Consider the following 25,316-nt stretch of genomic DNA (forward strand, 5'->3'; position numbering starts at 1 on the left):
GTTGGTCTCCAGCGCCGCAAGGCGCTCCATCTCGACCTCGCTGGTCGCCACCACCAGCTTGCCGGGCGTGCGGAAGGGAACGCCGTTCTCCTCGCAGAAGGCCTTGGTGGCGCGTTCGCCGGCGCGGCACAGCTCGGCCTTGAAGCTCCTGGGGGCGTAGTAGATGCCGGCGTGGATGACGCCGCTGTTATGGCCGGTCTGGTGCTGGGCCAGCGCCTCTTCCTTCTCGATCAGGAGAAGGCGCGCGCCGGGCCGGTTGCGCGTGATGGTCAGCGCTGTTGCGAGGCCGACAATGCCACCTCCGACGATGCAGTAGTCATACATGGCAAGTCCCGTCCAAGCTCAGCCAGCGGTCTCGCATATCGTCGATCGATCGTCAACAATCTCGTTGGCAATAATGGTGACTGCTCGGCGGCCAGTGTTGACCGGTATCGGGGGAGCCGTGCTAAACAACGACAAAGAGAACCCTGCGGGACGCCACATGACAGACCAGGTCGCCAGCGCACTGAGATTCGACATCGTTTTCGGGCGCCTGCGTCCGCGCGAGCGCCTAGTGGAAAGCGATCTGACCGAACGCTTCGGCGTCGGCCGCTATGTGATCCGCGCGGCACTCGATGAACTGGAGCGGCAGGGTTTCGTCGTGAAGCGGCCCAACAAGGGCGCGGTGGTGCGCGAGTATTCCAGCGAGGAGATCCGCCAGCTCTACGACATGCGCAGCCTCCTGCAGCGCGAGGCGGCCCAGCGCATTCCGCTCGAGGACGCCGCGGACCTGGTCACCCGTTTGGAGGAAATCCAGGCGCGCTACCGGGCGGCCTTGGAGGAGCGTAACTTCGTGTCCGTGTCGGCCGCCAATGACGCCTTCCATGCCACGCTGTTTGCAGCCTGCGGCAACGTGTTCCTGGCCGAAACGATCGAGCAGTTCTGGAACAAGACCGCAGCGATCCATTCCTACGCGCTCATCGACCCGTCGCTCGCCGAGCGTTCCTGCGCCGAACACGAGACGATGATCGAGGCGATCCGCAACGGCGACCGCGCCACGCTGGTTGAGGTCGTCGTCGATCACATGAAGCCGGCGCTGCAGGCATACGAAGCGGCCCTGCGCCACTGGTGAGCCTGACCCGCGTATCGTCCAAGGCCCGGATCCTCATGCCCTGACCAACCGGCACCCGCTGATGCTGTGTGGCGTGGTCGATCTGAGCGATGGCGGGCTAAGGCCTACGTCAAAAGCAACAAGACCGATGCGGCAGACGCTGAGGCAATCTGCGAAGCGGTGACGCGCCCGACCATGCGGTTCGTGCCGATCAAGTCGCCGGAGGATCAAGCGGCGGGGATGGTCCTGAAGACCCGCGAGTTGTTCATCCGCCAGCGAAGCCAGACGGCCAATGCCATGCGCGCCCTCTTGTGGTGAAGGCGACGCGAATAATCCGGGCCAAACTTCTTTCTCCAGCGGCGGATTGTTTCATATGAGACGACAATACCGCGCTCCAGCAGTAATTCCTCGACAAGGCGCAGGCTCAGCGGAAAACGAAAGCAGAGCCAGACAGTGTGGGCGATAATCTGGGGTGAGAAGCGATGGCGCTTGTAGCGGACTGACGAGGTGTTCATTCACGCGTGTCTATCGCAGCCGCTCCTCACTCAAAAGGCGTTACCGTGACATCGCCCTCCGCAGGCTTGAAACAGTCAATGGGGTGGTCGCGCAGCCATGCCTTGCTCAGCATGGTATGTGCATATATGATGCGCATAAAGCGAGGTGCGATTATGCAGAACCAAACGGCCCCAAGAAAACCCACAAACCTGACATTGGACCCGTCCCTGCTGACGGAGGCCAGATCGTTCGGGGTGAATCTGTCGCAGGCGGCGGAGGCAGGTTTGCGGCGTGCCGTTGCCGAGGCGAAGGCGCAAGCCTGGCGGCGCGAGAATGCCGCCGCTCTCGCCAGTTCGAACGCGTGGGCGGAGACGCACGGCTTGCCTCTGGAGAAGTACAGGCAGTTCTGATGGCGCGTTTCGAGGTTTTCGCCAACCCCAGTGGCGCCGGCTATGTGCTCGATGTTCAGGCAGATGTTCTGAGCGAACTGAATACGCGGATCGTGGTGCCGCTTCTGCCTCTCACGCAAGCTCCGGTTCCGGCCGACCGCCTCAACCCGGTGTTCAACATCGGGGAGGAGCAGCATGTCATGGTTACCCAGTTCATGGCGGCGGTTCCGCGTGCGCTGCTGCGCAGCCCGGTCACCAGCCTGATGGGGCAGGACAATGAGATTATGGCCGCACTGGACATGGTGCTGGTAGGGTTCTGACCGGCCGTTGCCGCTTTCTCTGCCACCGTGCAGTTCACGAAACAGGGTCAGAAATGACCGCGTGTTCCATAATAAAGCTTATGCAACAGCGTTTTATAGCAGCCATTTAGTAATGCGACAGTTGGGCCAGTTAGAGATGCGACAGTCTCGCCTCTCGACGGACTGGTCAATATCAACGTTGGGAGCAAGGATGACGACCTTTAGCCTGGTCGAGACCATGAGCGATCGGGGTCGTCATGTCCTGTTTGATCACTACGTCGCAGAAAGAATTGCATCGCCTCGAAGTCATTCAAAAGATCCGTGATGAGCGGCTCAGCGTTGTTCAGGCAGCCGAGTTGCTCAACCTCATCGTCGATGACCAACACCTGCACGCCGATGGCCTCCATGATGCGCAATGCAGCCTGTTCCATCTGCGCAATGTCGGCACGAGGCCGCTGAGGCGCGCCGAGACGGGTGAGTAGCTCGGCATAGAAGCGTCGCTTCGCCTGGGTGGCTCGTCATCTCCATGATCAGGACCAGCGTCTTCAACGTGCCCGTCAGAGGATTGAAGCTCGGCGGGTGCTTGTCCCGGAAGCGTTTCATGATCATGGTCTTGCCCATACCGCTGTCGCCGTACCTCGCGACCGAAGTCATGCGCGTGCCTTGCGGCTGCCCGGTATTTGACGATGCCGTTGGCGGAGGTAGCGACCAAGCTTGGTCTGGCGCGTTCCAACCATGGCTCCAAATTGGTGAGAGATTTCTTCCGGATCCGCTTAGCTCCGTACCGGCCAACAGACGTATCCGGACGGGACTGCATCAAAGGCATGATACCTGATCGCATCCAATCACACGTTCAAACTGCTCAAAGAAAAACCTTGCACGAACGGGGGCATCCATACATGACCCGCTCGAGAACATCGAGGCGTTGAGCTGAAGCGGCGAAAACACCCCATGCCTTTAGTGAGGCGGCATCAACAGGGATTAGCCCTCTTGCTCTGCGATACTCGGCGCTTCAACGTTCCAGTCCGGAACACTTACGTAAAATTTTGACGGATATTGCCCGTCCAACCGAAGCCCTCCATGCGGATCGTAGTTCTCGTCGCAGTCAAGACTGTCGTCACCACCTTTGTTTTCTTCATTCGGCGCATCAGCCCGTGCGGACTTCTGATCTGGCAGATCGAGAGCCGCACGGGCTGTTCGAATCACTTGCATGAAGGTGTCATACTCATCGAGGAAGTCCCGGGTCATAAGGACTCCTTCCTCTGTCTCGTTGCGCTCGACAGCTAGATCACGCGTCGTGTGGAAATAGGCAATCAGCTCGGTCAATGCCAGGCTCTTCATAAGCTGCAAACGGAAGTGATGAGCAATGGATTCTTCCTCTGTGCCTTTGTGCGGAACTGATGGTCGGATCGACCACCAATCGAAACTTTGAAGTGAAGTCTGCCGAATAAAGCCTTCGGGATCGACCAGGGCAAAGCGAATAACGTTAGACGTGCTTGATAGCCGAGCGTTTCTGGCTGCTAGCTCGACAGCTTCTTGTTGGGAATCTGCATCAATTATCAGAGACTCGGTCACGAGAGATTGCGTGTATAATTTATATTTCATGTCAAACTCCGTTTTGTTTTTTTATACGTTCAATTAATATATTAAACCAATGTATATTTTGACTTCAACAGATAAAATACTCATCAATTCTATTTTTTTAGTATAATATGTATTTCGACCCATAGGCGTCGCCAACCCCACGCGATGTGCTTGAGCACCAACTCCTCAAGGTGCAGGCTCAGCGGAAGCCGAAAATAGAGCCAGACCACGAGGGCGATGATGCGGGATGGGAAGCGATGAAGCTTGCAACTGCGTAACGAGTTGCTCAGGTACCCGCGTACATCGCAGCCAGTATTCAAAGGATGCGACGTGAAATGGCCTTACAGCCAACACCTAGTCATGCGACGGGTGTGGGCTGGTCATGCCGGCGAGGTGCCGAGAGCTGGAAGCTCGTCAGGTAGGTGCCGTACGCCTCTATAATTCCGCCATGGGTGCGCTCATATTTAAACAAAGGCATCACAAAAATGGGACACTCAACCGATGTGCTGGAATCGGATGGTTGGGCGGCGATGATGTTGGCAGCATGATCGGTGTCGATCATTTTTGCCAGTGTTCGAAGAGCCGGCGCCATCTTCGGGTCATTAGTTTCAAGACCAGGATCTGGGACAAAACCGAAGCAGATTTTTCCAGTATGATCTGTGACGACGAGGGCTGATCCAACCGCAGCAGCATGGGCACGACAAGCGTGAGTCATGCAAGTCTTGGCGTCATCCTCGGAAATACGGTCTTTGCGATAGCGCATCCTAAGCTCTCTCGTTGAACTGACCGGTGTGATGTGGCCGGCGGCAAGGTCGGCGATCATCTCGGGGATGGGGCTACTCTGGATCGCCCGCTGCATGCGAGAAAAGCTGTCAATTCCGGGGGATTTTGGCATTTAAGTATCCTTATGTTGGTTGTTTATATTCAGAAGCATTCGGCGCCACAGATCTGAGGCCGCATTTTCTGTCGGACCGACTCTTCCCTACTTCCGCCATGCGCGGTCTCTGGCATCACGCTGAACGCCGCTGAATGATCCTGTTCGCGTGTTCCACGACCAGAAAAGGAAGCTTGCAGGCGACCACGGGATACCAGACCACACCGGTAGGAAGTCCCACAGCTTCGGCCAGTCCGGGGCGCAGATGGCTGTAATCAGTATGATGGGCCGTGGCGGCAGTCATAGTCTCAAACGCCAGCTTGCCACCAACGCCTGGATGGAAATCAATGCCAAATCGGTAGCCGCCAACACCAAAGAATTCATAGTTGTATCTCGCGGTCTCGGCGGCGCCTTCGTTTGTGATCTTCCGGGTCAGATACGGCTCGAAAGACTGAGTCTCGTTCCCGTTGTCATGCCAGCGGCCGGCGATGGTAATTTCTCGATGCGAGCCGAGATCATTTGCAGTCACCTCGCGGATCCTGGCTTCATGATCGGCGACGAACGCATTGATCGGATGAGGTTTCGGTGCAGGTCCGTTGTCGATCGCAACAATGATGCGCGAACTTGTCACGGTAATTGACGCGTCTTCGCCGGGCAGCAGCAAGCGTCCGCCATATGTCCAGCTTGCAATATTGCCCGCTTTCGCGGCTGCGTCGAACTGCTTGATGAAGTGATGAAATTCAGATTTAAACATGGTACAAACTCCCGTTACTGTCACTATACGGTAATATAGACTTTAAGAACAGTCAATATAAAAATTAACGACTGATATAAAATAGTATCATGGATCAGTATAGAGTTTTTGCAATTGATATTATCAAATAAGTATGTTATAGTAATTTTAACAACAATGCAGGAGTTCCAGATATGAAGTACTTTATACTAGATTTTAAGGATAAATCATCCAGTCTCTCTTCAGATGGCGTAGCGGCCTTACGCCGAGCGACCCAGGACGAGCCTGCCGAAATCGTTCAATTTGGACGTGACGATTATTTGGACGTGACGATTATTTGGACCATCCACAGCCGATCCGATTCTTCGAATTCATTGTCGATCAACTACGTGATTCCGATATCATCATCGGATTTTCAACAAACAACCTGCTTGGATTTTTGAATAATGCCGCTGGGTTCCGCGATGCATTGTTCAATAAAATCGACAATCGCACACCGTTCTATCTGCAATTCTTGCAGATGTGGGAAATCGTCAATCTCTTTGGAAGTGGAATGTCTCGCTCGATGACAGAATCGTATGCCGACCTTCTCGACAAGCTTAAAGTCTATCCGACCGGCATCCAGGTTCGTGGATTTTCTAATGGACATACGATGAGCTTCGAACCCGCCAAGGTGGATCCCTGCCTATCAGCCGTATTTGAGGATGGAGAAAAGACCTGGATTGACGGCGCCAATTTGATGAGATTTGGCGAGGGTACTACAGCATTGCTCAAATCCAGCGCAAATCATCGCAATGTGAGCACTCTGGATCCCAGTGCTGGGCTGATCGACTACGAAAAGCTCTCTCCATTCGTCGTCCGAAGTACGGATGACCATTTCGGATATTTGGTGAGCGGGATATTTTTTGCGGTCAATTTCTACAGTGCGACGAATCCAAGTTCTGTCGGACGGGCAAATGTTACTGCGATTTCAAAAATCGTGCGGGAACTGCAATCAAATGTACGAGTCCCCGCTGTTGCGTAGGAGCCTGGTGGGTATTGAGCGATTATATGATCCGCGATCACCGGTGATCAGCCATGCCTCAAATGATGACTGACCGATATGGGCCTTCGATGGGGTTGCGGCGCCTTAACCAAAGTGGGCACAGGAGTGGCCATGACGGGGGTACTGCCCATGCTGCGGTTGACTGGTTGATTCGGCGCTTGGTGTTCGCAGCATTCGATATTGACCGGTTGCGGAAGATGGGTTGGCGATCTGGCCAGGGATGGTGACCAAACGCTGGCATTGCCGAGCCGACTTGAACCGGATCATGCCTCGTTCTTGTCGTCGCATAGCCAGAACGGCTTGTGCGGTAGGGGTTAGCGAATAGCGGCGCCCTACTTTTCAATATCATCGGTGACCCTGGCGGCCCTGGCGAGCCGGTTGCTGACGGTCCGATGATTGGGTGGTCGCGTGGCTGGCCCAAAGAGATTGAGGGCCCGGGCAGCTTCTCAGGAAAACAACGGAATGATGTCCCCTGCCCTCAAACATTGTTTGTTGGAGAACGACATCATCTTCGAATACAGCAGAAAATTGGCAGCAACCTGTGGACCATTTGAGTTATTGGGGTTTCGGCGCGCGTTCACTTGCTCGGATAAAGATATGAGCCCGCGTCACCTGTTAACCATTATCGTGCTCTTTGTTCCGGATGCGTTCTTCTTGCTTGCCGGAGACGCAAACCCGGGCTATCCCTCATTCGTCTACAGAAATTAAATGTCTGCAGACACTTAACGGCCCCCGCCGATGCGGAAACATCGAACGGAGGCCTGACCCGCAACCTTGTTGACGAAGGACTTGGGCTATGAAGACCCTTACCGCTAACTTTCCCACGGGGAAAGACCATTCACACCGCTCTCCTGTCGGAACTCGATCGCGAAGTCGCGTCTGGTTGACCGGCGACTTGTTGCCAGCATCCGGCTCGCTTTCGCGCCGCTGATCGTTTTCACCAACAGCGATCACGCCCAGTTCCTTGCCGACATCGACGGTTTGACTGCCCACTTTGGCAGACGATGCGGAAATAATTTCCGCATGTGACCCACCATGTCTGGCCGGATTTTTTGACGTCGTCGCTCCTTAACAGGAGACTTCCCATGACACCACACCTGACCAATTCCGCGGCAAATCTGCCGCCCTATCCGCACTCCGCCGAGTGCGCAGATCTGCGACAGAAATTCGACGAGCTCGTGAACGAGTTCATCGCTCCAAGCCTCACTGTCGACGGCCTCGCCCGGTCGCTCAGCGACGGTATTGAGGAGGTTACCACCAACCTGCGTTCCATCTCCGGTCAGGAGGGGCGACTGATTGAGCGCGGCATTGGGCTCGTGGCCAGATGCAATCCGAACCTCGTGGTCCTCACGCAGAATCTTCGGCTACCGGTTACAGCGGCAGCTTTGCAATTGGTGGAGAAGAACAACCCGCAGCACTATCGGTCTCTGACGCTGGATGCCGACCAGGGCGGCCGCAAAAGCTATACGCCTGATCTGATCATTCTGAACAATGCGACCAGAGTGGCGCATGTGGTCGATGTGAAGCGCAGCCTGACGTCGTACGAGAGCACAAGGATCGATGATCTCAAAAGCCGGATGTTGGCGGCGGCTCTTGTCGTGCCAGATCTTTTGTACAAGGAACATCGCCGCCTGGTCGCCGAAGAAGTCAGGATCGTTGTTCTCAATGCGGACAATCACAAATCCGATATCGATGGCGGCATCTGGCCCTTGTCCCATCTCGACCATCTTGTCGAAGTCGTCGGCGCCGGCGAAGCCATCAGGCGCCTCCAGAAGCGGTTTCATGCCCGTATCAAGGCAAATTGGACCATGGCTCGCCAAAGCTTTGTTCGTCCGTCGAATGATCATGAAGGACCGCCGGCAACGGTAGCGGCTACGGAAACAGAGGAGCCCGCCGATGGTGCTGCCCGCCCTGACGACGATGATGCTGCTGTCGCCATCGGCGACGAGCCGAGGTTGATCAAGCTGGGCTTCGCCCAGGTGCCCGCGCGACGCTAGTGCTCTCGGCTCCACTCAACAACTTCCCCTAACTCAATTAAACGCGTTGTCCGCGACCGGTCAGCGCACGGAGACCCATGCCATGACCTCAACAATCGTTCCCTTCCCGAATTCCATCCCGTCACCGGTAACGAAGCCAGGTAGACGACAATCGCGACGTGATCAGATCATGATGCAGCGCGGTCAGTCGTTGTTGCCTGAACAGACGGCCGCAGCCGATGCCTTGGCCACTGAACTGGTTGGAACATCGCGACCGTGGACTGTGGATGACCATGCTGCCCAGGTCGCGATGGTCGTTCGGATCGCCATCCGTTCAGCTCAGCATCGAGGGGTCAGTCTACAGAGCATGCTGTCGATCCCCCGTCGTAGGCTCCTCGATCTGTGTGACCAGGGGGACCCGACATGTCTCGTCGTCCGTGATTGGCTTTTGGGAAATCTGGCACACCTTCCCGACGGCTTTGAAGGGTCTTTCTCTATTGCTACCGTTGTCGACAGGGGGGACGCGTGATGGACCCGATCGCTGACCGCATCACCCGTCACCTCCTGCGGCGCATCCGCCGCCTGGCGGTCCTCGACCTCTATGCCCATGCCACCGGTGCCGGTCTTCTCAACTCTCGTCAAATCGAGGACGAAAAGACTACCGGCACCATCTGGAGCATCTCCACCAAGGGGTTGGGGATGCTGGCAGGTGACCGCACCAGCGCTCGCCGCCTTGTTGCCAGGGCGCTGAAGTGCGGACCGGCGACAGAGGATGACCAGGAGGAGGATAACACGAAGACCGCCGACCCTTGGACTTTGGCGGTGGCAGAGGCGGGCAAGGCAACCCGAACGGAGGCTGCCAGCAAGACGCAAGGAAACCACCGGGAAACTCAGTTGATGCTGGGGCTGCTGCGCGATTTCCCGCTGCAGCCCAATCCAGTTCACGTCGCGATGGCCTTGCTGATCGCCCGTTCTGTCGGTGCCCGGCATGCCGATCTCGGAGCGCTCCGCGAAGTTCTGCAACGACCCAACCCGGTCGTTATGCTCAAAATCCCCGTCTCGGGATTCGAGCGCCAGTTCGGATTGATGCTGGAGGATTCGCTCATTGCGCCCTTCTGGGCTTCACTGAAAGATATCGCGGGCGGATCGGCACTGTCTGCTCATTTCCGCGAGTCACGCACCGAGAAGCTCCGCCGCAAGGTGATCACCGCGTCCGGGCGGGCCAGCGCCAGCGTCTCTGACAGGACGCTGAGGCGACAGCTGAGCACTGCACTGCTCGGTGAGGCTGTGCCAGTGGTCATTGCGGATGAGACGTCGGTGAGTGTGCGGCCGCAGTTTTCCGCCGCGGCCGACATTGTCTTTGAATTCACCGGCTTCGATCAGGCCCTCATCGCCGAACTTCTACATGTCTGTTGCGGCATGCCGCCAAGGGTGTCGCTCGACCGGATGAAGACGATGACGTTGGATCCAGCGCATATCTGTCTTGACGATCTGGCCCTTGCCGTCAGGCCAGGCCGCAGCTTGGGGGCGATTCTGGAAGCCCTTGTGTCCTTGGCTGCCGAACACAGTGAAGAGGAGGACCATGATGACGAGTCGGACAAGACCGGCCGCTGGAATAGAAGTACCAAGACGTCGGTCAAGGGGAAAACCAAAGTGATTTCCGTCGACATCATCCAGCCCGAGACCTTAGCCACCGGGAAAACCACGGGTACCGTCACCAGCAATGCTGGCGCTGTCAGCGGGGCATCATCCACATTCCGCGTTAGCCCTACGCTGAGAGTGGAGACTCTTTCCGGCTATGGCGAGGCGCAAGGCTGGGCGCTTGACCTCAAGGCTGACCTTCCGCTCTGGCGGGAGGGGGCAATCGGGTGGGATCAGATGAGCACAAAAATGCTGCTCTCGGGCCCCCCGGGAACAGGCAAGACAACCTATGCCCGAGCCCTCTGCAATTCGTTGGAGGTGCCTTTGATTGTCAGCTCGGTCGCGTCATGGCTCGAGCCAGGATATCTTGGCGATGTCCTCAAACGCATGAGCGCTGTCTTTGAGACCGCGCGCGAGCATTCCCCTTGTATTGTCTTCATCGATGAATTGGATGCCATTGGCAGCAGAGGTGGCGGACAAGGCAAGCGTCACGACGAATATTGGACGACGGTGATCACGCGTCTGCTCGAGCTGCTGGATGGTGCGATGAAAACCGAGGGAGTGATCGTGGTCGGGGCGACGAATCTGCCCGGCAAGATTGATCCGGCACTTCTTCGGTCAGGTCGTCTCGAGAGGCATGTCATGATCCCGCCTCCCGATGTCCAGGCTCTGGCGGGCATTCTCGCTCATCATCTTGGGTCCGACCTTGCCGCGGTTCTTGCCACGGCTCCCGGACAGAGTGAAACACATATCAAAGACCCATCTCCTCGCGCGCCAAATATTGCGGGCGCCTGCCGCAACGCAATTTCCCCCGATATGACCAACGAAGGGAGACAAGCTCATGTCTGAGACCGATCCATCACCGTCGTCTCACTCCCGTCTTGCCAGTCTTGCAATTCAGGCGCTTGGCAGAACCGGCGCCGATATTGAACGTCTCGTCCGCGAAGTGCGCCAACAAGCCCGTCGTGAAAAACGGGATCTGACCTGGACAGACATCGAGCACGCGCTTTGTGCAGACCGGATGATCATGTCGGACGACTTGCGCTGGCGTGTCTCGATTCACGAAGCGGGGCATGCAATGGCCTGGACACAGCTCGGCATCGGCGAAGTCGAGTCAGTAACCCTCGGCATCAGCAATGTCGGGCAGGTGACCGTTCAACGATATGGCCATCTCGCTCAGACTGAAGATTGGCTCACCAAAACGATGGCAGCGATACTGGCGGGCAGGGTCGCGGAGCAGCTGGTCATCGGTGAAGCGCTTGCCGGATCGGGCGGTGGCGAAGACAGCGATCTTGCCAGAGCAACCGGAATTGCCCTGGACGCGGAAACGGCACTCGGTTTTTCTGAGCAAACGCCGTTGTTATACCGCGCCAGCCCACGGGGCTTCGGTGAGTTGGCGCGCGATCGCGATCTGGCAGACAAGGTGAATGCCAGGCTGGTGGTGGCGGAGAGCGCCGCCCGCGAACTGCTGGAGGCGGAAGGGTCGAAGCTTATGCAGATCGCCACCCAACTCAATGAAAAGGGCGTCCTGTCGGGAGATGAGCTGCGGCATCTGATGGGCAAGTGTGGGGATGACAGTGATGATTACGGTGAACGGCGGCTCTGAAACAACGATTCCTTCTGACGCCGCTGAGATTCCGATCAATGATTTGTCGTTTCCACCGCAAACGGCGTTTGTGCTTGGTATCGGTCGGTCAGTCGCGTCATGGCGGCGCGCCGTCCCGGCTGTTGGCATGGGCGCATCACGCAGAATGGTCGGGCGGGATTTCGTGCACGTCGCCGATGATTACATTTGATTGCCGCCAACTTGCCCGCCCGGCAGCTCGATTTGCCTTGATTGCATGCGCGTCGGATTGAGTTGCGGGCAAATCAGTCTAAATCAGCACAAATCATCTCAATTTACGCTCCCGCGATTCTGAATAGCCGTCGTTCGATTCCCGACGCACAAACGGCGATTCCTCAAGAAACGACGTTTGCAGAAAGCCTGCGGTAACGACGGCGTGCTAGAAATGGCGGTGGACCGATGCGTGAGGGTGAGCGATGGCCAGGATGAGTGCGAAGCAAAGGGCGGACCAGCAGGTGGTACGCCAGAAGGATCTCCGTGACAGGATGCGGGACAAGCGGCGGCCGTCACGTGATGACATTGCGCGCCTGCTGCTCTGGCAGATTATCACGGGCGTCAGCGAGAACCGTGCCGATCGCCGAAAGGTTCTGGATCGGCTCCGCGACGAGATCGTTGAGGGCCTGGAGCGGCAGGGATTTGATGGCCGCGAGAGTGAGGACGCATTCGAGGAGCTGGTGACCAAATACGAAAAGGGACCTTATCCATTTCGCCCAAAGAGGCATCTGCAGAAGGATGCTGGCGGCTCGGGTATGGAATAGGATGCCGAGTTGTAAGTCTGGATGCCTTGGATCTTTGGTAGACCGCTTAATCTGTTGCCACCGTTTCCCTTTTCCCCGTCGGGAATTCTCATCCGATCAGTTGACCGGTCCTGAACCGTGATGCCTCGGCTGTGAACCTGGCTTGCAACACTGCGCATTGTGCAAACCACGTTGAGGTTCCAATCCCGTATTCCCCCCCATTACTTAATATAACGTCGTTTGCAGAGGAATCGGAAATTTGAATGGGCAGTGCCCAATCGCGATGCAACTGGATATGCCATCGATTCACCATTCCTTCATCGGTTTGCCAACAATTAATGAATGGGCGTCAATGATTTGCATGCCGCTTGACCGCCCAGCCAGGAAACCGGTGTGACATACACGGATAGCACGCCGACCGAGCTTCAGGCTCAAACAGATTCATCTACTATGGAGCAAATATGTCAGTCTGCGCTCAGGTTGAGGTTCCAATCGTCACAACCGGTCGCACGAGTGGTGCCCGCAAGCTGCAGATCATTGAGACAAAAGTTATCCGCCATGTCGACATTCAAGAATTCGAGGAGCGGGATGCGCCTGTTGCACTGACATGCGGTCTCGGAGAATACCGATTCAATGACGGTAAGTTTTTTCAGCGGGCAGGCAAACGCCACGGCCCGGGAGATAATTGCCGTATGGATTGGTTCAGTTCATCCAGCCCATTGGTCGGACGTCTATCCTATCGCGCGCTCCACAATAAGCTAGTATATGAAATCGGCGAGACTCGGGTTGTTGATCTGACCTCCACGATTGGGAGGATACGTGACAACCTCCCTCTCCTGCCGCCAGCCCCAGTCAAGGACATGGATATGGCGCTCGTTGAATTACAGCTTGCAGAATTCGGCGAGCTTGCCCCAACGCTGAGGGCGGTCGGCGAAATCATCTACTGTCCTGTCGATCAGCCTGTCCTGGTTCTCTCTAGGCCACAGACTTTTTCAGGGCTGAGCTATCTATGTGTGGTGGGAAGCATAAACGAGGTCGTTGGTCGGGTCCGCAGAAATGAAGGGCCCATCGGCGTCTACTCTCTGGCTGATCTTGAAGAGGCTCGCAACCGCGCGACGCAATTGGGCAAGGCTGGTAGTGGCTCGATATCGCCGAACCCTCGTGATCGGATTGTCGTGCACGATACGAGCCTGTTTGATCTTGACTGCCTGGCGTTGAACGCGGCAATTTTCGCGAAAATTTTCAGCAATGAGTTTTACAGACGCCGAGCCGATCAGCCCGGACCTGAGATGGTCAAGCACATGCTGGAACTTGGTATGGAGCGGCTGAGTCTGGTCGACCTGCTCCATTCGCACCTCAAAGAGTTTTTCGAAACCGGTCTCGGCGATCCGCTGATCGATATTGCCGCAAAGATTGTTGAAAGGCCTCCAGGCGATCCTCTTTGGAAAGTGGCTACACGTGAACTGATCGAGCAGCGCCAATTCATGTGCAACCGTCTTGATAGTGATCCGATCGCCCTGATGGTAAATATACATCCGCTTTAGATTCTCCCCCATGCCGTGCAAAAATTCCATGGCTTCAAGGATCCAATGTCGGCGAGTTGTTCGAATTAGCCCAACGCCGGCCCCGCATCGGCATTTCTGTTTGGTTCTCGATCATTAAATCCGCTGCGCGGCAATACAGCGACCCGCATATATGTTCACCGCAAGGCGGGGCACTTCGGGTCGACCGCGCAGACCCAGCAAAATTGTGAATCAATCCGGCGCCATCGATTCACCAAATTCATTGGACGCCGGCATCGAAAATTCCGAATCTGTCGCTATGATCTCACAGCCTTACTTCATCTATGTCGAACGCAGCGAAGCCGGGAAAAACATGGCCCGCTATTACGCCATGGAGATCTCGGAAACATTGTTTGGTGAGGCCTGCCTGACACGAACCTGGGGGCGCATCGGCAGTCGCGGTCAGAGCAGGCTGCAACAATTCGAGACAGAGAGTGAAGCGGTAGATCTGTTTCTGGATCTGATGCGCCAGAAGCGAAAGCGAGGCTATGGACCGAGACGTCCCATGGGCAAATCCGTTTGAATGCGAGTGGAGCGCACCGGTCGTTTATTCGGCGCAGAAGTTTGGCTGATGAATTTTGGCCAACAGAGCATCCAGCCGCCATCGGCGGGCAGTCGCCTGCGTGGTAGGCGTCCGCGATTACAGTCGCCCTTCTGATCTGAAGGCCGTCAGCAGCTACCTTCCTGTGTATGCCGTGTAAGATCCGGATTCTGCTCTACGCATCCCGCAGGCGAAGGAGCAAGCCGCCGCCTCGGTGGATGCTGAAACCAGCCCGGGATGTGGGTCTACAACCGCCCTGCTCTATCGATCTGCCCATGAGCATCCGTCACTGCTGTCGCTTTATCGACAGCTCGTACAACAGGTGAAAGTCCGGCTTGAGGCTGCGGAGGAGATGGCCAAAAACCCTCTGTCAAATCATCGCACTCAGCTTGAAGCGTTGGCAAGCCGTGCTGCCGAGCGAAAGGTACTTGATGGCGACGAAGTGAGATCGGTGATCAGTGCAGGCTCGACCGCTGCATCGGAGAATCCAAAGAATCAGGCGCCCTGAAACAGCGATTCAGAAATCTGATCCCGCGTTGCCAGATCCGGCTCTTCCGATTCGGACCCCTTCACACGCGTTGCCGATCCATGATGTACCGATTCACAACCCTGAGACGGCGTTCCCAATCAAGGCTTTGCCGTTGCGGAACTCCGCATTCGCGTTGCTGAATTCAGCTTCGGCGATTCCTGCCTGAACAGAACCGTTTCCAATATCGGCTTTGCCGTTTCCCTTTCGGCCTTCGCGGCTCTCTGGGAAATTGTCAACACAGAGGTCTGTGCGCCCGTCGAGCAAGCAGCCCCTTAAGGCGGGTCGAGCCTGGTGGTGAGGGCCAAGATGGTTGTCGTTCATCACAGCAGATCAACGCGCTTTTGGCCAAAATAGCCGCCTGCCCTACCCCGAAACCTCCTCGGATAAGTGTAACGCTCCCATAGAAGAGGTTGATGGTCGACGTCTGCATCATGGGCAACTCATTTTGCGGGAAAGCAAATCAAGATGCGTCAAAACAAATTGCTGGCGGTAGGTTTCGATGTGGCTGGCAGTCAACACGCGGCAAAACGAGGTGCCGAAAACTCGGAACACATCATCTCAATTTATGCTGCCGCGATTCGGAACTCGGACACGTCGATTCGGATGCAGGATTCCGCGATTCTGAATCCGTCTTTTTCGATTCGGCATCAGAGATTATCGATTCTGAACACTCAATTACTCGTTCCTGTGCGAACAGTGATTGCGCTTGGCTCCGAGGCTAACCACGCACTTCCAGTCTGTGGCCGTCTAGATTTTAACGACCGACCTCGCGCCCGCGAGCGAAGCAAAATTGATGAGAAACTGTAGGTACCGTGCTGGCGAAGCGATATGATTGGGAACAACTTGCTTACAAGGCGATCCACATTGTCTTGATTGGTGCCACATCGGATCGAGTTGCAGGCAATTTAACGCACATTATCTCAATTTACGCTGCCGCGATTCCGATTGCGCGAAATTCGATTCAACATGAGCAATCCGCGATTCTTCTGGAAGCGGCGTTTGCTGAAACGCTGCAAGCATGACTTCATGGTGGGGTGCTGATCACCACCATACGCGAGACGAGCGAAGGCCAGAATGCTTTCAGGGAGACATCGACCAATCAGACGATGCGTCGGAAGGAACATCCTGACAAGGCGCGCAACGAGATCGACGTGAGTTTCGATACCAAGGCTGCGATGGCTGCGAAACCGAACATGCTGGCGGCCTTGGCACAGGTTACGAGTGCAAAGAACTCCACCATCGGCGCTTTGGCCTTTGTCGCCTGGGTCAGCGTGTTGGCGTCGATTGCCATGCGGCCCAAGTTGTTGTTCATATCCTGTATTCCCCCCGTTACTCCATAAAATCGAATCGATTCTTTCGAATTGTGAATCGCAGATTCGAGGATGCCCTATTGCGGCGCTGGAAACCCGTAATGGTCCAAGCACAGCCAGCGTTGAGCACTCACCATGGCCTTCGTGACCGGCGCGCTCAGACTGCTGACGCGCAGTGTCTGTTCTTTCGTTCACCGCTTTGAGCGGAACGACAGCTGTCGCCATTCATTTCGAGAAGGGTGGCATATGCGCCGATCCTGGTGCGCGGCGCGAAGCCCTGCTCATCCCCTATCGCGCATGCAAGTATGCACGAAAGGGCAACGTGTGATCGGAAGCTGGTAGGATGGCCCGCTGAGCCGCTCATCACAAGTTCTGTGGGAATAATGCGGATATTGACTAAGCCTGCCGTTTGAATGGGTCCACTCGTATCTGTTCAAAATACAATCACTCGTCTGGAATTAAGCCATCGAACACCTCGATAAGAGCTCCGGTGATAGCCTGGCCAAGCGCATTCGCGGTTCTGGCGATCTCCTCTTCATTGCCAGCTCGGGCGGCGACCGCCAGATCGCCTGCCTGGTCAGCGACGATTGCGCGGGCGCGTTCAATGGCCCATTGGGCAAAGTCGCTGCGCGATTCAATCGTGGTGGTTTCCATGCTCGTTCCTGTCTCGTTGAGGAAATTTTCAGTTGTTAGCACCATAGTTGAATAGCGCGTTGAGTACTGCGTACGCGCTATCCGGTCAGGGTGAGATAATCAAGCGGACAGCCCTGCCCCATCGTCTCGGGAAGTTCGAAGCCGTTTGGAGTGATCAAACCGCCCGGAAGCGATCGAACGCCGTCAAGTACTGGATCGGCGGATCGGCATCCCAGCGATAGATCTCCGCTCGCAGAAAATGCAGTTCTTCATCGAGCTTCTCTTCCGGAAGTTCAACCCACCAAGATTTTGGGCGCCCGTCAGAGCCGTCCGACCAACGGTAGCCGCGCGCCTTGAGCTGATCCTTCATGTCGAACGGGGAATTCACCGCATAGATGCGGATCCGTGACAGCTGGCTGACTTTATGAAGTTCCGCAAATGGCGTGGCCTTCGAGTTGCGCCGTGTCTGCCCGAGCATTTCCAACAGCGCGAAACAATCATCAACCGCGCGGTGTCCATCGTGAAAATATCCCGACTGGCCGATCAGGTACCCAAGCTTGCTTCCCTCGAAGCCGCGCGCCGACCAGTCGATCTCAGAGACCGAACAGGCCCACGCCTTGTGCGCAAAGATCGACGAGAATGCTTCACAAAAGGGCCGATCGAAACCGGCGTTATGAGCAATGATAAGGTCAGCCGGCTCTATGAGTGAATTGAGGCGCGCAACGTCGATCACCTGAGAAGCGACCATGTCGTCGGTAATACCGGTCAACCGTGTGATGTTGGCAGGGATAGGAACGGTCGGCTGCTGAAGTCCGCCAAAGACGCCAGTGACATCGCCAATCTCGCCTTCGTCATTGAAGCTGAAAGCGACTACGCCAATTTCGATGATTTCATCGGATCGATAATTCAGGCCAGTGGTTTCGGTGTCGAGGATAACACCCCGCCGCAGAAATTCGGGCCGAGCATGTTCGACAACCGATCGGGGCGAAAGCCTTCGCAGAATGCGGTAGTTGCCGGTATCTTCCAGATGGCAGGCCATGGCCTCGTCATCAGAACTGGAACCGCCCTGCCCCCTTCCGGCAACAGCCTGCGGAATGGTCACTTTTGTGGTGGCCGACAAAACAGGGGCTGCAAAGAAATCGAGTTGCGAAGTCATTGTATTCCGATCCGATTGCGGCGTGGCCGGCGCACAATACGCATCAGCATGGGCGCAAGCAACGACCACCCCAATCAGGTGCACGCCACGTGCAGCTTGCGGCGGAGAAACGATCAAAACTTTCCTAAGAGCAAGGCGCTCGGTTTGCGCCCCCATTTCGGTCGTTCAAATACCCTTTTACTATCCTGAAAAGCGGTCGGTCCAATCCGATACAGACCTACTGAACCGCCAATTTAGAGGAGCGCATCGAGAGAGTCCTCGAAGAAGCGACGAAGGACAGAGACGTCAAGCACACCGACAGCCAATTGCCGACGACCAAGCCTACGTATTTAAGGCTTCACCCGAGCGGGTCGACGATAACGCTTCCCGAAAGCGCGTCTGTGGTCTCTCTTGGCTCGCGCCTTCACTGCTGCGTTCCGCTTCGAGAGGGTTAAGGGATCAGGTTTCCAAGCATGCGCCGCGCGCGGTCCTTCTAGCTTGAGACCATCATCCGTCGAACGGCCCTTCTTCCAACGGTCAAACAAAGCCCTTCCTCCATCCTGATCGGAAAGCGTCCTCTTCAATCCCGCAAGGATTTGGCGCCGGTCATTGGTCCTGTACCGGAGAAGATTTCGCATCAGCTGCCCGATGGCATATTCTCCATTGGGTGTTGGTCCGGTCTGCAAGAGCCGGACAACCGCTTCGGTCGTCACCCTATAGTGGGAAAGAATGTCAGCCTTCTCGACCCCTATCGCTTCGGCGATGGCGTCGATGGTGAACCTCGTTTCCGGGGTGGCCTGCGCTACGATCTCAACGATGTCGCCAGCGCTGCAGGCGATGGAGGTATGCCGCAGCAGTGCAAGCTGGCCAACCAACCGGGCATACACCTTGTCATCCAGACGCCCAATCTCTTTGGCAGCCAGGAAAATCGCCTGGAGCCACACGGCTCGCACTTTTAGGCCACCAGCCCAGTCACGATATCGTTTGTCGTCGGTGACGAGCAACATGCCATGTTCGCGAGCCACAAAGATTGGATCGAGCGCGCCGTGGCGAATGGTCTCGAGCAATCTCGGGTCGATGTCATTTGGAGCGTGGACTGGCACCACGTCGCAATCAGTCTGCAAGGCATTCTCGCGCATCGCGATGGCATGGGCAAGCTGTTTGGCACGCTCCGGCGTAAACTCGTCGAAATGGAACTGGCCCTTGTGGAAGTAGGCACTGCCGGAATGTTCGGTTTCGGGAATTAGATCATCGTCTTCATGCAACTGGCCGATCTCATCGGCGGTCGATCTGGCAAGGAGAATCCTTCCGAACAGGTCCTTCAAAACATCGAGACCGTTTATCCCCACGACAGCCCAATAGGTCAGCGTGTCGAGGACTACACCCTTGCCAAAATGGGCTTTAGCCGTTTGCGTCGCCCAATTTCGCTCGGGCAGCGCGCCCTCGCAGGCCTCGATGCCGATCCCTTCTACTCTCAGTGAATCCGCAAAGCGCAGAACGCTGCCTCCTCCGGAGAATTCCGTCAGCACCGATATGGGCAAAGGGCCATTGGTATAGAGTTCGTGAATCCTCTCCCGTCGCTCGCCCTGACGTCTCATCACATCGAGGAACGGGCCTATGTCATCGCCGACAGCGCGGATGACGTAGAAGCCGTCCTCATCAGGAAACCGGATACTGAAGTTCTCGGTCAGGTCGACGTACGCATGTATGTACTTGTGCCGAACCTGCTGCACCGTCCAGCGAACGGTCCGCCCTAGACGGTCCTCGACATCGAATGAATCACCCACGCGGTGCCCGATGGCTGCCTCGGCCACAACGTGCCCCTTGCCGAACTTCTTCTCGGAGGGTTCGCCGGGTCCATCTACCACCAGGAACTGGTTGGTTTGACCATCGTCGGATTCCAAGCTGGTCCACATTCCCACGCCGATGGTGGCATTGCCCAGTTCGTGAATTCGCTTCAACTGGCCCAGGACCAAGCCGATCCATTTAAGCGCGACCTTCGGATCGTTCCGATCTGCGTCCAGAACGGCGTAGCCCAGATCAAGACCATCCTCGGCGCGCCCGCCAGCGACGAGCAGGTGTGCGAAATCCATCTTCTCCCGAGGACTGCCCTGCATCGACGACACATCCAGATCGGCGACCAATGCCGCAAGTTGCGACTTCCGTTTCAACCGGAACAACGTCTGGGCATGCATCAGGATAGGCTTAATTACATCGGGCGAAAGCTCCCGCGACTTGAGGAAACGGTCCTCGGCCAGATTCAACTCGCCCCTGTGGAAGTGCATGATGCCTTCTATCATCACGTACTGGCGCAGGTTCCTGATCGAATCCTCAAGGTTCGCGAAGAACTCGACCGCCCGCGCTCGTGGAGGGAATTCGTATGCGAAGGCACTGGCCAAATCGAACAGGTCTTTCGAGTCGACGTCGTCGTCGACGTAGCCGTCCATCAATCTGATCACCGCTGCATGATCATGGAGAAGGGTTGCATAACCGGCCACCATCGCGCGGCTGGCGATGTGCGAGCTGTTTGAGATCGAGGCGAGAGCATTGCCATAGGCACGAGATGATGTCTCCGGCAGACCAAGCTCATCCGCCAGTTGCGCCAAAAGCACCGATGCACGACCGTTCTTCTTGTACCGCACGATCATGTCGTTCAGATCAGACGACGCACCGGCTGGGTCGTCCAGCGCGATCTTTCTTATGCTAGCGCTCGACGCCAATACCTTGACCAGCTCGCGTTCGGTCTCCGGGACCGTCTCGAGAGCCTCGGTCCCATCCAGTCCCATCAGATAATCCCAGTCGCCCAGCCGGGCAGCGATCTGGGCACGCATAAGGAGCGCAGGTCCGACTTCGGCAAGTTTGGGGAAAGCCTCTCTTGCCAGCGCTTCGTCGCCCAGTTCCATGGCCAACGCAGCCACGCGAACCTGAATCTCCGGGTCCCTGCCGCCAGAAACGGCTGCACCCTCGAGCATCAGCGCCTTCGCAGCATCACTGTCGCCTACCGCAAATAGAGCCAATGCGCCGTTGATGCAAAGCGCGAGATGGTCGGGTCGGTCAGGAGCCTCCTCCTTCTTCGCCAGATTCCAAATATCGACCAGGTCCTTCCCTGCCTGGCGCAGACGTTCCCTGCCCTCCGCGGTCAGCTTCCAGCTCGTGCGATGGTCGCCATCGACAATTTCGGTGATGTCGGCCTCAGCGGCATGGCGCTTGTAGAATTCGTCTTCGGCGTCGCACTCCCGTCCGCGTCGAGCCAGTTCGATCCACGACGGATCTCCGGCGTTTCGCAGGTTCAGAAGGTGATACTTCCTGACTGCTTCGGAGGCTCTGACCGCTTCTGGTATTCTGTCGATCGCATCGGCAACACCGGCATAGCCGCCCGCTTGAACGACATATCCGGCTAGAACCTCGTTATCGGCAGACTTGGTCAGTTCGGCCAAGCCCTGCTCGAACGCCTTCTGGTGATCGCCACGCAGCATCATCGCCAAGATGGCGTTGGCAGCAGCCTTCGGATCCTCGGGTGCATGTGACACTGCCTCTTCCAGCATGTCAGCCGCTGTAGCCTCGTCGCTCAACTGCAGATGGCAGTGGGCTATATTTGCCTTCACCCTGAACCATATGTGCCCCGAATTCTTTTCGGTCAGGGTCTTCAGCAGTTCGTTCAAAAGGTCGAGCGATGACCGCGGTTTTCCATTCTTGGCGCGGTCCCTGTACCGATCGATCTCGGCATCGAGCGCCGCTTCTGCCGGATCGGCAGAAGAACCATCGACGGTCGCCCGCGCCAGTAGCAGAGCCTTCACATCTCGGATCTCGACCAGCGTGTTGCTTTGAAGGCCGACAATCTCCTCATGGCGCTGGGACTGGAGCTCCGCAGTCGGGCTATGGTTAGGGTCGAACATCAAAGCGACGTCGGAATGGGCCGATATCTCGTCCTCAAGCGTATCCCATCCCCAAGCGCGCACGACTATGGTGCGACCCAGCACGCGCTGCTCCTCGGTTAGCTTGGCAGCGACGGTAGAAAGTGGAGCGTCGTCGTCGGCCGTCGTTGTGAAGAAGTATTCGGTGAGCCTCGGCTCATAATTGAGCGCCTTTTCAAAATCGGCCCGAAGTTCCTTCTCGCTGGCCTTCTCGCCCTGCCCCTTGCACTTGCATTGCACGCCCACAATCTTGGCGGTGTCGCCATCCCGGTACCCGTACATGTCCATCCCATGCTGGGCCTGACCGTTCTTCCCGAAACGATGGATTGAGGGGTCGTCCAAGATCCGGCGCCACAACAGCGCCGATCCCTTCTCGAAATCTTGCCACAGTTTTGGTCGTGGAATGTGGACCTGATTGTACGCCGATGCTGACACAGAACTTCCTTGTACTGAAGGGGCGACGAATTCGATATTGGAGTCAAGGTGATCCGGTGCTTCCCGGATGTAAAGCGTTACGGTCCTCTAAGCTTCGGGCATCGTGCTGTTCTCCCCAGGCGCGCTTCCGAAATTATACGGTCACGTACCCGTCCACCATTCCCCTTCTTCATGAATGACCTTCGCGCGAGAGAGCTAGGAAGAATGTAATCGTCGTGCTACATATTTCGCCAATCTGTAGTGCGAAGGTTCCAAATGCCTACACCACACAACCCTCCCGCCGCTGTACGGCGCGCCTTGCGCAAGCTCGGCGCCGACATCTACGATGCCCGTCGGCGTCGGCGGCTGCCGATGGCTGTCGTGGCGGAGCGCGCCTTCACGTCCCGCTCGACCCTGCAAAAGGTCGAGGCCGGGGACACCAATGTCAGTATCGGCATTTATGCGGGCGTTCTTCAGGCGCTCGGCCTGCTCGACGGTCTGAGCCAGATCGCCGACATCGGCAACGACCCAGTCGGACAAGCGATGGCCAGCGCCGAACTGCCCAAGCACGTCCATCTCAAGCGAACAACCGGATCGTCTCGCGATGGCTGACTTCGAGGTGCTTATCGACCTGGACGGCCGCACGCGCCCCATTGGTCTGGCCAGGAGCAATCGCGTCCGCGGCACGGAGACTATCCTTTTCGAATATTATGGCGCGTGGCTCGATGATCCCGATCGGTTCTCGCTCGAGCCTGCCCTTGCCCTGACCCGTGGTGCCTTCGCCCCTCCTGCCGGACTGGTGACTTTCGGCTCCATAGGAGACTCCGCGCCCGATACATGGGGCCGCCGTCTGATGCAGCGGGCCGAGCGCCGTCTTGCCGAACGCGAAAGCCGCACCGTGCGTACCCTTACCGAAAGCGATTACCTGCTCGGCGTCGCCGACGAGACCCGTCTAGGCGCACTCCGATTCCGCTGGGCCGGCGAAGAGACGTTTCAGGCGCCGATCCACACCGGCGTCCCCGCCCTGATTGAACTCGGGCGACTGCTCCAGATTACCGAGCGTATCCTCCGGGACGAGGAAACGGACGAAGACCTTCAACTCATCTTCGCCCCCGGCTCCTCCCTCGGCGGCGCGCGGCCGAAAGCGTCGGTCATCGACCAGCACGGGTACCTCTCCATCGCCAAATTCCCGAGGGAAACCGACGATTACAGCATGGAGACGTGGGAGGAAATTGCGCTACGGCTGGCTGACCAGGCCTGCATCACCACACCTCACCATGAGCTGATCGAGGTCGCTGGCAAGGCGGTGATGCTGTCGCGGCGCTTCGATCGCGCCGGCGCGATCCGCTCTCCTTTCCTATCGGCAATGGCTATGGTGGGCGCCAAGGACGGTGAGCGCGGCAGCTACCCGGAGATCGTGGACGCTCTTACGCGACATGGTGCGCAGGCAAAGGCCGACGCACATGCCCTCTATCGGCGCGTCGTCTTCAACGTGCTGATTTCCAATGTCGACGATCATTTGCGCAACCATGGATTCCTTTGGCTCGGTAAGGCGGGATGGTCTCTTTCTCCAACCTATGACCTTAATCCTGTGCCCACCGACCTCAAGGCGCGCGTGCTGACGACGAACATCGACCTCGACGAGGGCACCTGCTCGCTTGACCTGCTTGAGGCGGCTTCGGAGTTCTTCGGCCTCACACTGCTGCAGGCCCGAGCAATTATTAAAGAGGTCGCGACCGTGACCGCGACGTGGCGTGAAACCGCCAAGGTGGCCGGCGCCCGCTCTGCTGAGATTACCCGGATGGCCAGCGCCTTTGAGCACGATGATCTCAAGCGGGCGCTGGCGCTATGATCCGAACCTTCATCTATGGACCGCACCAACCGAAGAGCCCATGGTATTGTCTTGCGCATTAACAGCGCGATAATGTGATAAGTATTGCCAATATATTTGTCATTGGATAGCGGCGCGTCCCCTTCTTTTTCAAGGGGTCATTTCTGCAGTGATTCGGACCACATGCAGAAGGCATCTGCCCTGGTGTGTCGCCAGGAGCGGGCCGAGAATTTGTATCTGCGGGGACGAAAGATGGTGTTTATTTGATCGTGAGCTGACAGGAGCGCTGTGCTTGGCGGGGCGATTTGAACCGCCCCATGATCGTCTCTCGTTCCCTAGTCTGCGGTGTGCGCTTTAACTTCTGTTATTCAGGCCCTTGTCGGCTCGATAATCAGCGTCCGGGGCCAGATTTGTATCGGCTTTATTTTGCTGCGCAGCTTGTCCGTCCCGACGACACGCGGTTCACCGAATTGCTTGACCAGTGGAGAAAAAGCGCTTGGCAGCCTTGGTGTTGCGGCGAGCTTGAACCAGAATGTCGAGTACGTCACCATCGGCGTCAATGGACCGCCAGAGCCAAAATTTCTTTCCACTGATCGTGATGACGGCCTCATCCATATACCACTTATCCTTCGGCCTGTGCCGGTCTCTGCGAATGCAGTCGGCAAAATGTTGGCCAAAGCGGTTGATCCAGAGACGAACCGTTTCCCTGCTCAGATAACACCGCGTTCAGCAACAAGGTCTTTCATATCGGCCGTGCTCAGAGCAAACCGATGATAGGCCCAGACCGCGTATGCGACAGCTTAACGCGGAAAACGAAAACCCCTTCAGACGGGGGAAAGTGCTCGGCAATCTCATGTCGTCTCGATAACCGAAACGCCGGGGTCAAACAACTTGGCAATGCCTTTCGCCGGTCTCCTTGCCCGTAGTTCATGCTGGATCTCCACTCTAGAGATGTTCTTT

The 25,316-nt window shown here is 56.9% G+C and carries 24 protein-coding genes and 4 pseudogenes; 16 read left to right on the plus strand and 12 right to left on the minus strand.

The window, feature by feature from the left end; translation table 11 throughout:
* Window positions 1–324 (minus strand): FAD-dependent oxidoreductase (locus tag LL06_RS18330; RefSeq protein WP_035530157.1); only part of this gene is annotated, 324 nt, incomplete at its 3' end.
* A 157-nt stretch (window positions 325–481) separates the two neighbouring features.
* Here LL06_RS18330 and LL06_RS18335 point away from each other — a divergent pair.
* Both LL06_RS18335 and LL06_RS26950 read left to right on the plus strand, forming a co-directional pair.
* On the plus strand, window positions 482–1,111 hold the full coding sequence (locus LL06_RS18335) for a GntR family transcriptional regulator (RefSeq protein ID WP_035530159.1): 630 nt from the start codon (window positions 482–484) through the stop codon (window positions 1,109–1,111).
* 99 nt (window positions 1,112–1,210) lie between these two features.
* Window positions 1,211–1,393: pseudogene (locus tag LL06_RS26950) on the plus strand (transposase); the annotation flags it as partial.
* Between the two features lie 14 nt (window positions 1,394–1,407).
* Here the strand turns inward: LL06_RS26950 and LL06_RS26955 are convergent.
* Window positions 1,408–1,605 (minus strand): annotated as a pseudogene (locus LL06_RS26955) (IS6 family transposase); the annotation flags it as partial.
* Window positions 1,606–1,758: 153 nt separating this feature from the next.
* Between LL06_RS26955 and LL06_RS18340 the strand changes: the two are divergent.
* Complete coding sequence (locus LL06_RS18340) at window positions 1,759–1,995, plus strand: type II toxin-antitoxin system CcdA family antitoxin (RefSeq protein ID WP_035530229.1); 237 nt, start codon at window positions 1,759–1,761, stop codon at window positions 1,993–1,995.
* On the plus strand, window positions 1,995–2,294 hold the full coding sequence (locus LL06_RS18345) for a CcdB family protein (RefSeq protein ID WP_035530161.1): 300 nt from the start codon (window positions 1,995–1,997) through the stop codon (window positions 2,292–2,294). Before LL06_RS18340 ends, LL06_RS18345 begins: the two co-directional genes overlap by 1 nt.
* 341 nt (window positions 2,295–2,635) lie before the next feature.
* On the opposite strand, the pseudogene LL06_RS28475 reads toward LL06_RS18345, so the two are convergent.
* The 4 genes and pseudogenes from LL06_RS28475 to LL06_RS18365 all read right to left on the minus strand — a co-directional run.
* Window positions 2,636–2,942 (minus strand): annotated as a pseudogene (locus LL06_RS28475) (TniB family NTP-binding protein); the annotation flags it as partial.
* A gap of 312 nt (window positions 2,943–3,254) precedes the next feature.
* Window positions 3,255–3,878, minus strand: a complete 624-nt coding sequence (locus LL06_RS27355; protein WP_152599667.1) for a hypothetical protein — start codon at window positions 3,876–3,878, stop codon at window positions 3,255–3,257.
* Between the two features lie 337 nt (window positions 3,879–4,215).
* On the minus strand, window positions 4,216–4,752 hold the full coding sequence (locus LL06_RS18360; RefSeq protein WP_035530166.1) for a hypothetical protein: 537 nt from the start codon (window positions 4,750–4,752) through the stop codon (window positions 4,216–4,218).
* Window positions 4,753–4,867: 115 nt separating this feature from the next.
* Window positions 4,868–5,485: a hypothetical protein gene (locus tag LL06_RS18365; RefSeq protein WP_035530168.1), complete on the minus strand. Its 618-nt coding sequence runs from the start codon at window positions 5,483–5,485 to the stop codon at window positions 4,868–4,870.
* A 316-nt stretch (window positions 5,486–5,801) separates the two neighbouring features.
* Between LL06_RS18365 and LL06_RS27360 the strand changes: the two genes are divergently transcribed.
* The 9 genes from LL06_RS27360 (at window position 5,802) to LL06_RS27375 (ending at window position 15,098) form a co-directional block, all read left to right on the plus strand.
* On the plus strand, window positions 5,802–6,488 hold the full coding sequence (locus tag LL06_RS27360; protein ID WP_152599668.1) for a hypothetical protein: 687 nt from the start codon (window positions 5,802–5,804) through the stop codon (window positions 6,486–6,488).
* 1,106 nt (window positions 6,489–7,594) lie between these two features.
* Window positions 7,595–8,506 (plus strand): hypothetical protein, encoded by a 912-nt coding sequence (locus LL06_RS26505; RefSeq protein WP_052161713.1) that lies wholly within the window; start codon window positions 7,595–7,597, stop codon window positions 8,504–8,506.
* Window positions 8,507–9,013: 507 nt separating this feature from the next.
* Window positions 9,014–10,975 carry an ATP-binding protein gene (locus LL06_RS26510; protein ID WP_052161714.1) on the plus strand — a complete coding sequence of 654 codons (1,962 nt, stop codon included), beginning with the start codon at window positions 9,014–9,016 and terminating at the stop codon, window positions 10,973–10,975.
* The gene (locus tag LL06_RS18390) at window positions 10,968–11,732 is read left to right on the plus strand and encodes a hypothetical protein (protein ID WP_081964065.1); all 765 of its coding nucleotides are present in this window, start codon (window positions 10,968–10,970) and stop codon (window positions 11,730–11,732) included. The genes LL06_RS26510 and LL06_RS18390 overlap by 8 nt, the downstream gene beginning before the upstream one ends.
* Window positions 11,707–11,922 carry a hypothetical protein gene (locus LL06_RS27365; RefSeq protein WP_152599669.1) on the plus strand — a complete coding sequence of 72 codons (216 nt, stop codon included), beginning with the start codon at window positions 11,707–11,709 and terminating at the stop codon, window positions 11,920–11,922. Before LL06_RS18390 ends, LL06_RS27365 begins: the two co-directional genes overlap by 26 nt.
* 244 nt (window positions 11,923–12,166) lie before the next feature.
* The gene (locus LL06_RS18395) at window positions 12,167–12,508 is read left to right on the plus strand and encodes a hypothetical protein (protein WP_035530173.1); all 342 of its coding nucleotides are present in this window, start codon (window positions 12,167–12,169) and stop codon (window positions 12,506–12,508) included.
* A 440-nt stretch (window positions 12,509–12,948) separates the two neighbouring features.
* Window positions 12,949–14,031, plus strand: a complete 1,083-nt coding sequence (locus LL06_RS27370; protein ID WP_152599670.1) for a hypothetical protein — start codon at window positions 12,949–12,951, stop codon at window positions 14,029–14,031.
* Window positions 14,032–14,308: 277 nt separating this feature from the next.
* Window positions 14,309–14,572 (plus strand): WGR domain-containing protein, encoded by a 264-nt coding sequence (locus LL06_RS18410; RefSeq protein ID WP_035530179.1) that lies wholly within the window; start codon window positions 14,309–14,311, stop codon window positions 14,570–14,572.
* Window positions 14,573–14,804: 232 nt separating this feature from the next.
* Window positions 14,805–15,098, plus strand: coding sequence for a hypothetical protein (locus tag LL06_RS27375; RefSeq protein ID WP_152599671.1), 294 nt, complete (start codon window positions 14,805–14,807; stop codon window positions 15,096–15,098).
* 93 nt (window positions 15,099–15,191) lie between these two features.
* Here LL06_RS27375 and LL06_RS27380 read toward each other — a convergent pair whose 3' ends face one another.
* Window positions 15,192–15,440: a hypothetical protein gene (locus tag LL06_RS27380; RefSeq protein ID WP_152599672.1), complete on the minus strand. Its 249-nt coding sequence runs from the start codon at window positions 15,438–15,440 to the stop codon at window positions 15,192–15,194.
* A gap of 491 nt (window positions 15,441–15,931) precedes the next feature.
* On the opposite strand from LL06_RS27380, the gene LL06_RS27385 reads away from it, so the two are divergent.
* The gene (locus LL06_RS27385; RefSeq protein WP_152599673.1) at window positions 15,932–16,141 is read left to right on the plus strand and encodes a hypothetical protein; all 210 of its coding nucleotides are present in this window, start codon (window positions 15,932–15,934) and stop codon (window positions 16,139–16,141) included.
* Between the two features lie 77 nt (window positions 16,142–16,218).
* On the opposite strand, the gene LL06_RS27390 is transcribed toward LL06_RS27385, so the two are convergent.
* The 4 genes from LL06_RS27390 to LL06_RS18430 all read right to left on the minus strand — a co-directional run bounded on the left by LL06_RS27390 (window position 16,219) and on the right by LL06_RS18430 (window position 22,546).
* Window positions 16,219–16,431 carry a hypothetical protein gene (locus tag LL06_RS27390; protein ID WP_152599674.1) on the minus strand — a complete coding sequence of 71 codons (213 nt, stop codon included), beginning with the start codon at window positions 16,429–16,431 and terminating at the stop codon, window positions 16,219–16,221.
* 442 nt (window positions 16,432–16,873) lie between these two features.
* Window positions 16,874–17,083: a hypothetical protein gene (locus LL06_RS18420; RefSeq protein WP_035530183.1), complete on the minus strand. Its 210-nt coding sequence runs from the start codon at window positions 17,081–17,083 to the stop codon at window positions 16,874–16,876.
* A gap of 154 nt (window positions 17,084–17,237) precedes the next feature.
* Window positions 17,238–18,218: a 3'-5' exonuclease gene (locus LL06_RS18425; protein WP_035530185.1), complete on the minus strand. Its 981-nt coding sequence runs from the start codon at window positions 18,216–18,218 to the stop codon at window positions 17,238–17,240.
* 329 nt (window positions 18,219–18,547) lie between these two features.
* Window positions 18,548–22,546, minus strand: a complete 3,999-nt coding sequence (locus LL06_RS18430) for a hypothetical protein (RefSeq protein WP_035530189.1) — start codon at window positions 22,544–22,546, stop codon at window positions 18,548–18,550.
* Window positions 22,547–22,801: 255 nt separating this feature from the next.
* Between LL06_RS18430 and LL06_RS18435 the strand changes: the two genes are divergently transcribed.
* Both LL06_RS18435 and LL06_RS18440 read left to right on the plus strand, forming a co-directional pair.
* Window positions 22,802–23,137: a helix-turn-helix transcriptional regulator gene (locus LL06_RS18435; RefSeq protein ID WP_035530191.1), complete on the plus strand. Its 336-nt coding sequence runs from the start codon at window positions 22,802–22,804 to the stop codon at window positions 23,135–23,137.
* The gene (locus LL06_RS18440) at window positions 23,130–24,377 is read left to right on the plus strand and encodes a HipA domain-containing protein (RefSeq protein ID WP_035530192.1); all 1,248 of its coding nucleotides are present in this window, start codon (window positions 23,130–23,132) and stop codon (window positions 24,375–24,377) included. The genes LL06_RS18435 and LL06_RS18440 overlap by 8 nt, the downstream gene beginning before the upstream one ends.
* Before the next feature lie 137 nt (window positions 24,378–24,514).
* Here the strand turns inward: LL06_RS18440 and LL06_RS18445 are convergent.
* Window positions 24,515–25,211 (minus strand): annotated as a pseudogene (locus LL06_RS18445) (IS6 family transposase).
* Window positions 25,212–25,316: the final 105 nt, after the last annotated feature.

It is taken from the genome of Hoeflea sp. BAL378 (genome assembly GCF_000759435.1).
In the GTDB taxonomy this organism is placed as follows: Bacteria; Pseudomonadota; Alphaproteobacteria; order Rhizobiales; family Rhizobiaceae; genus Hoeflea.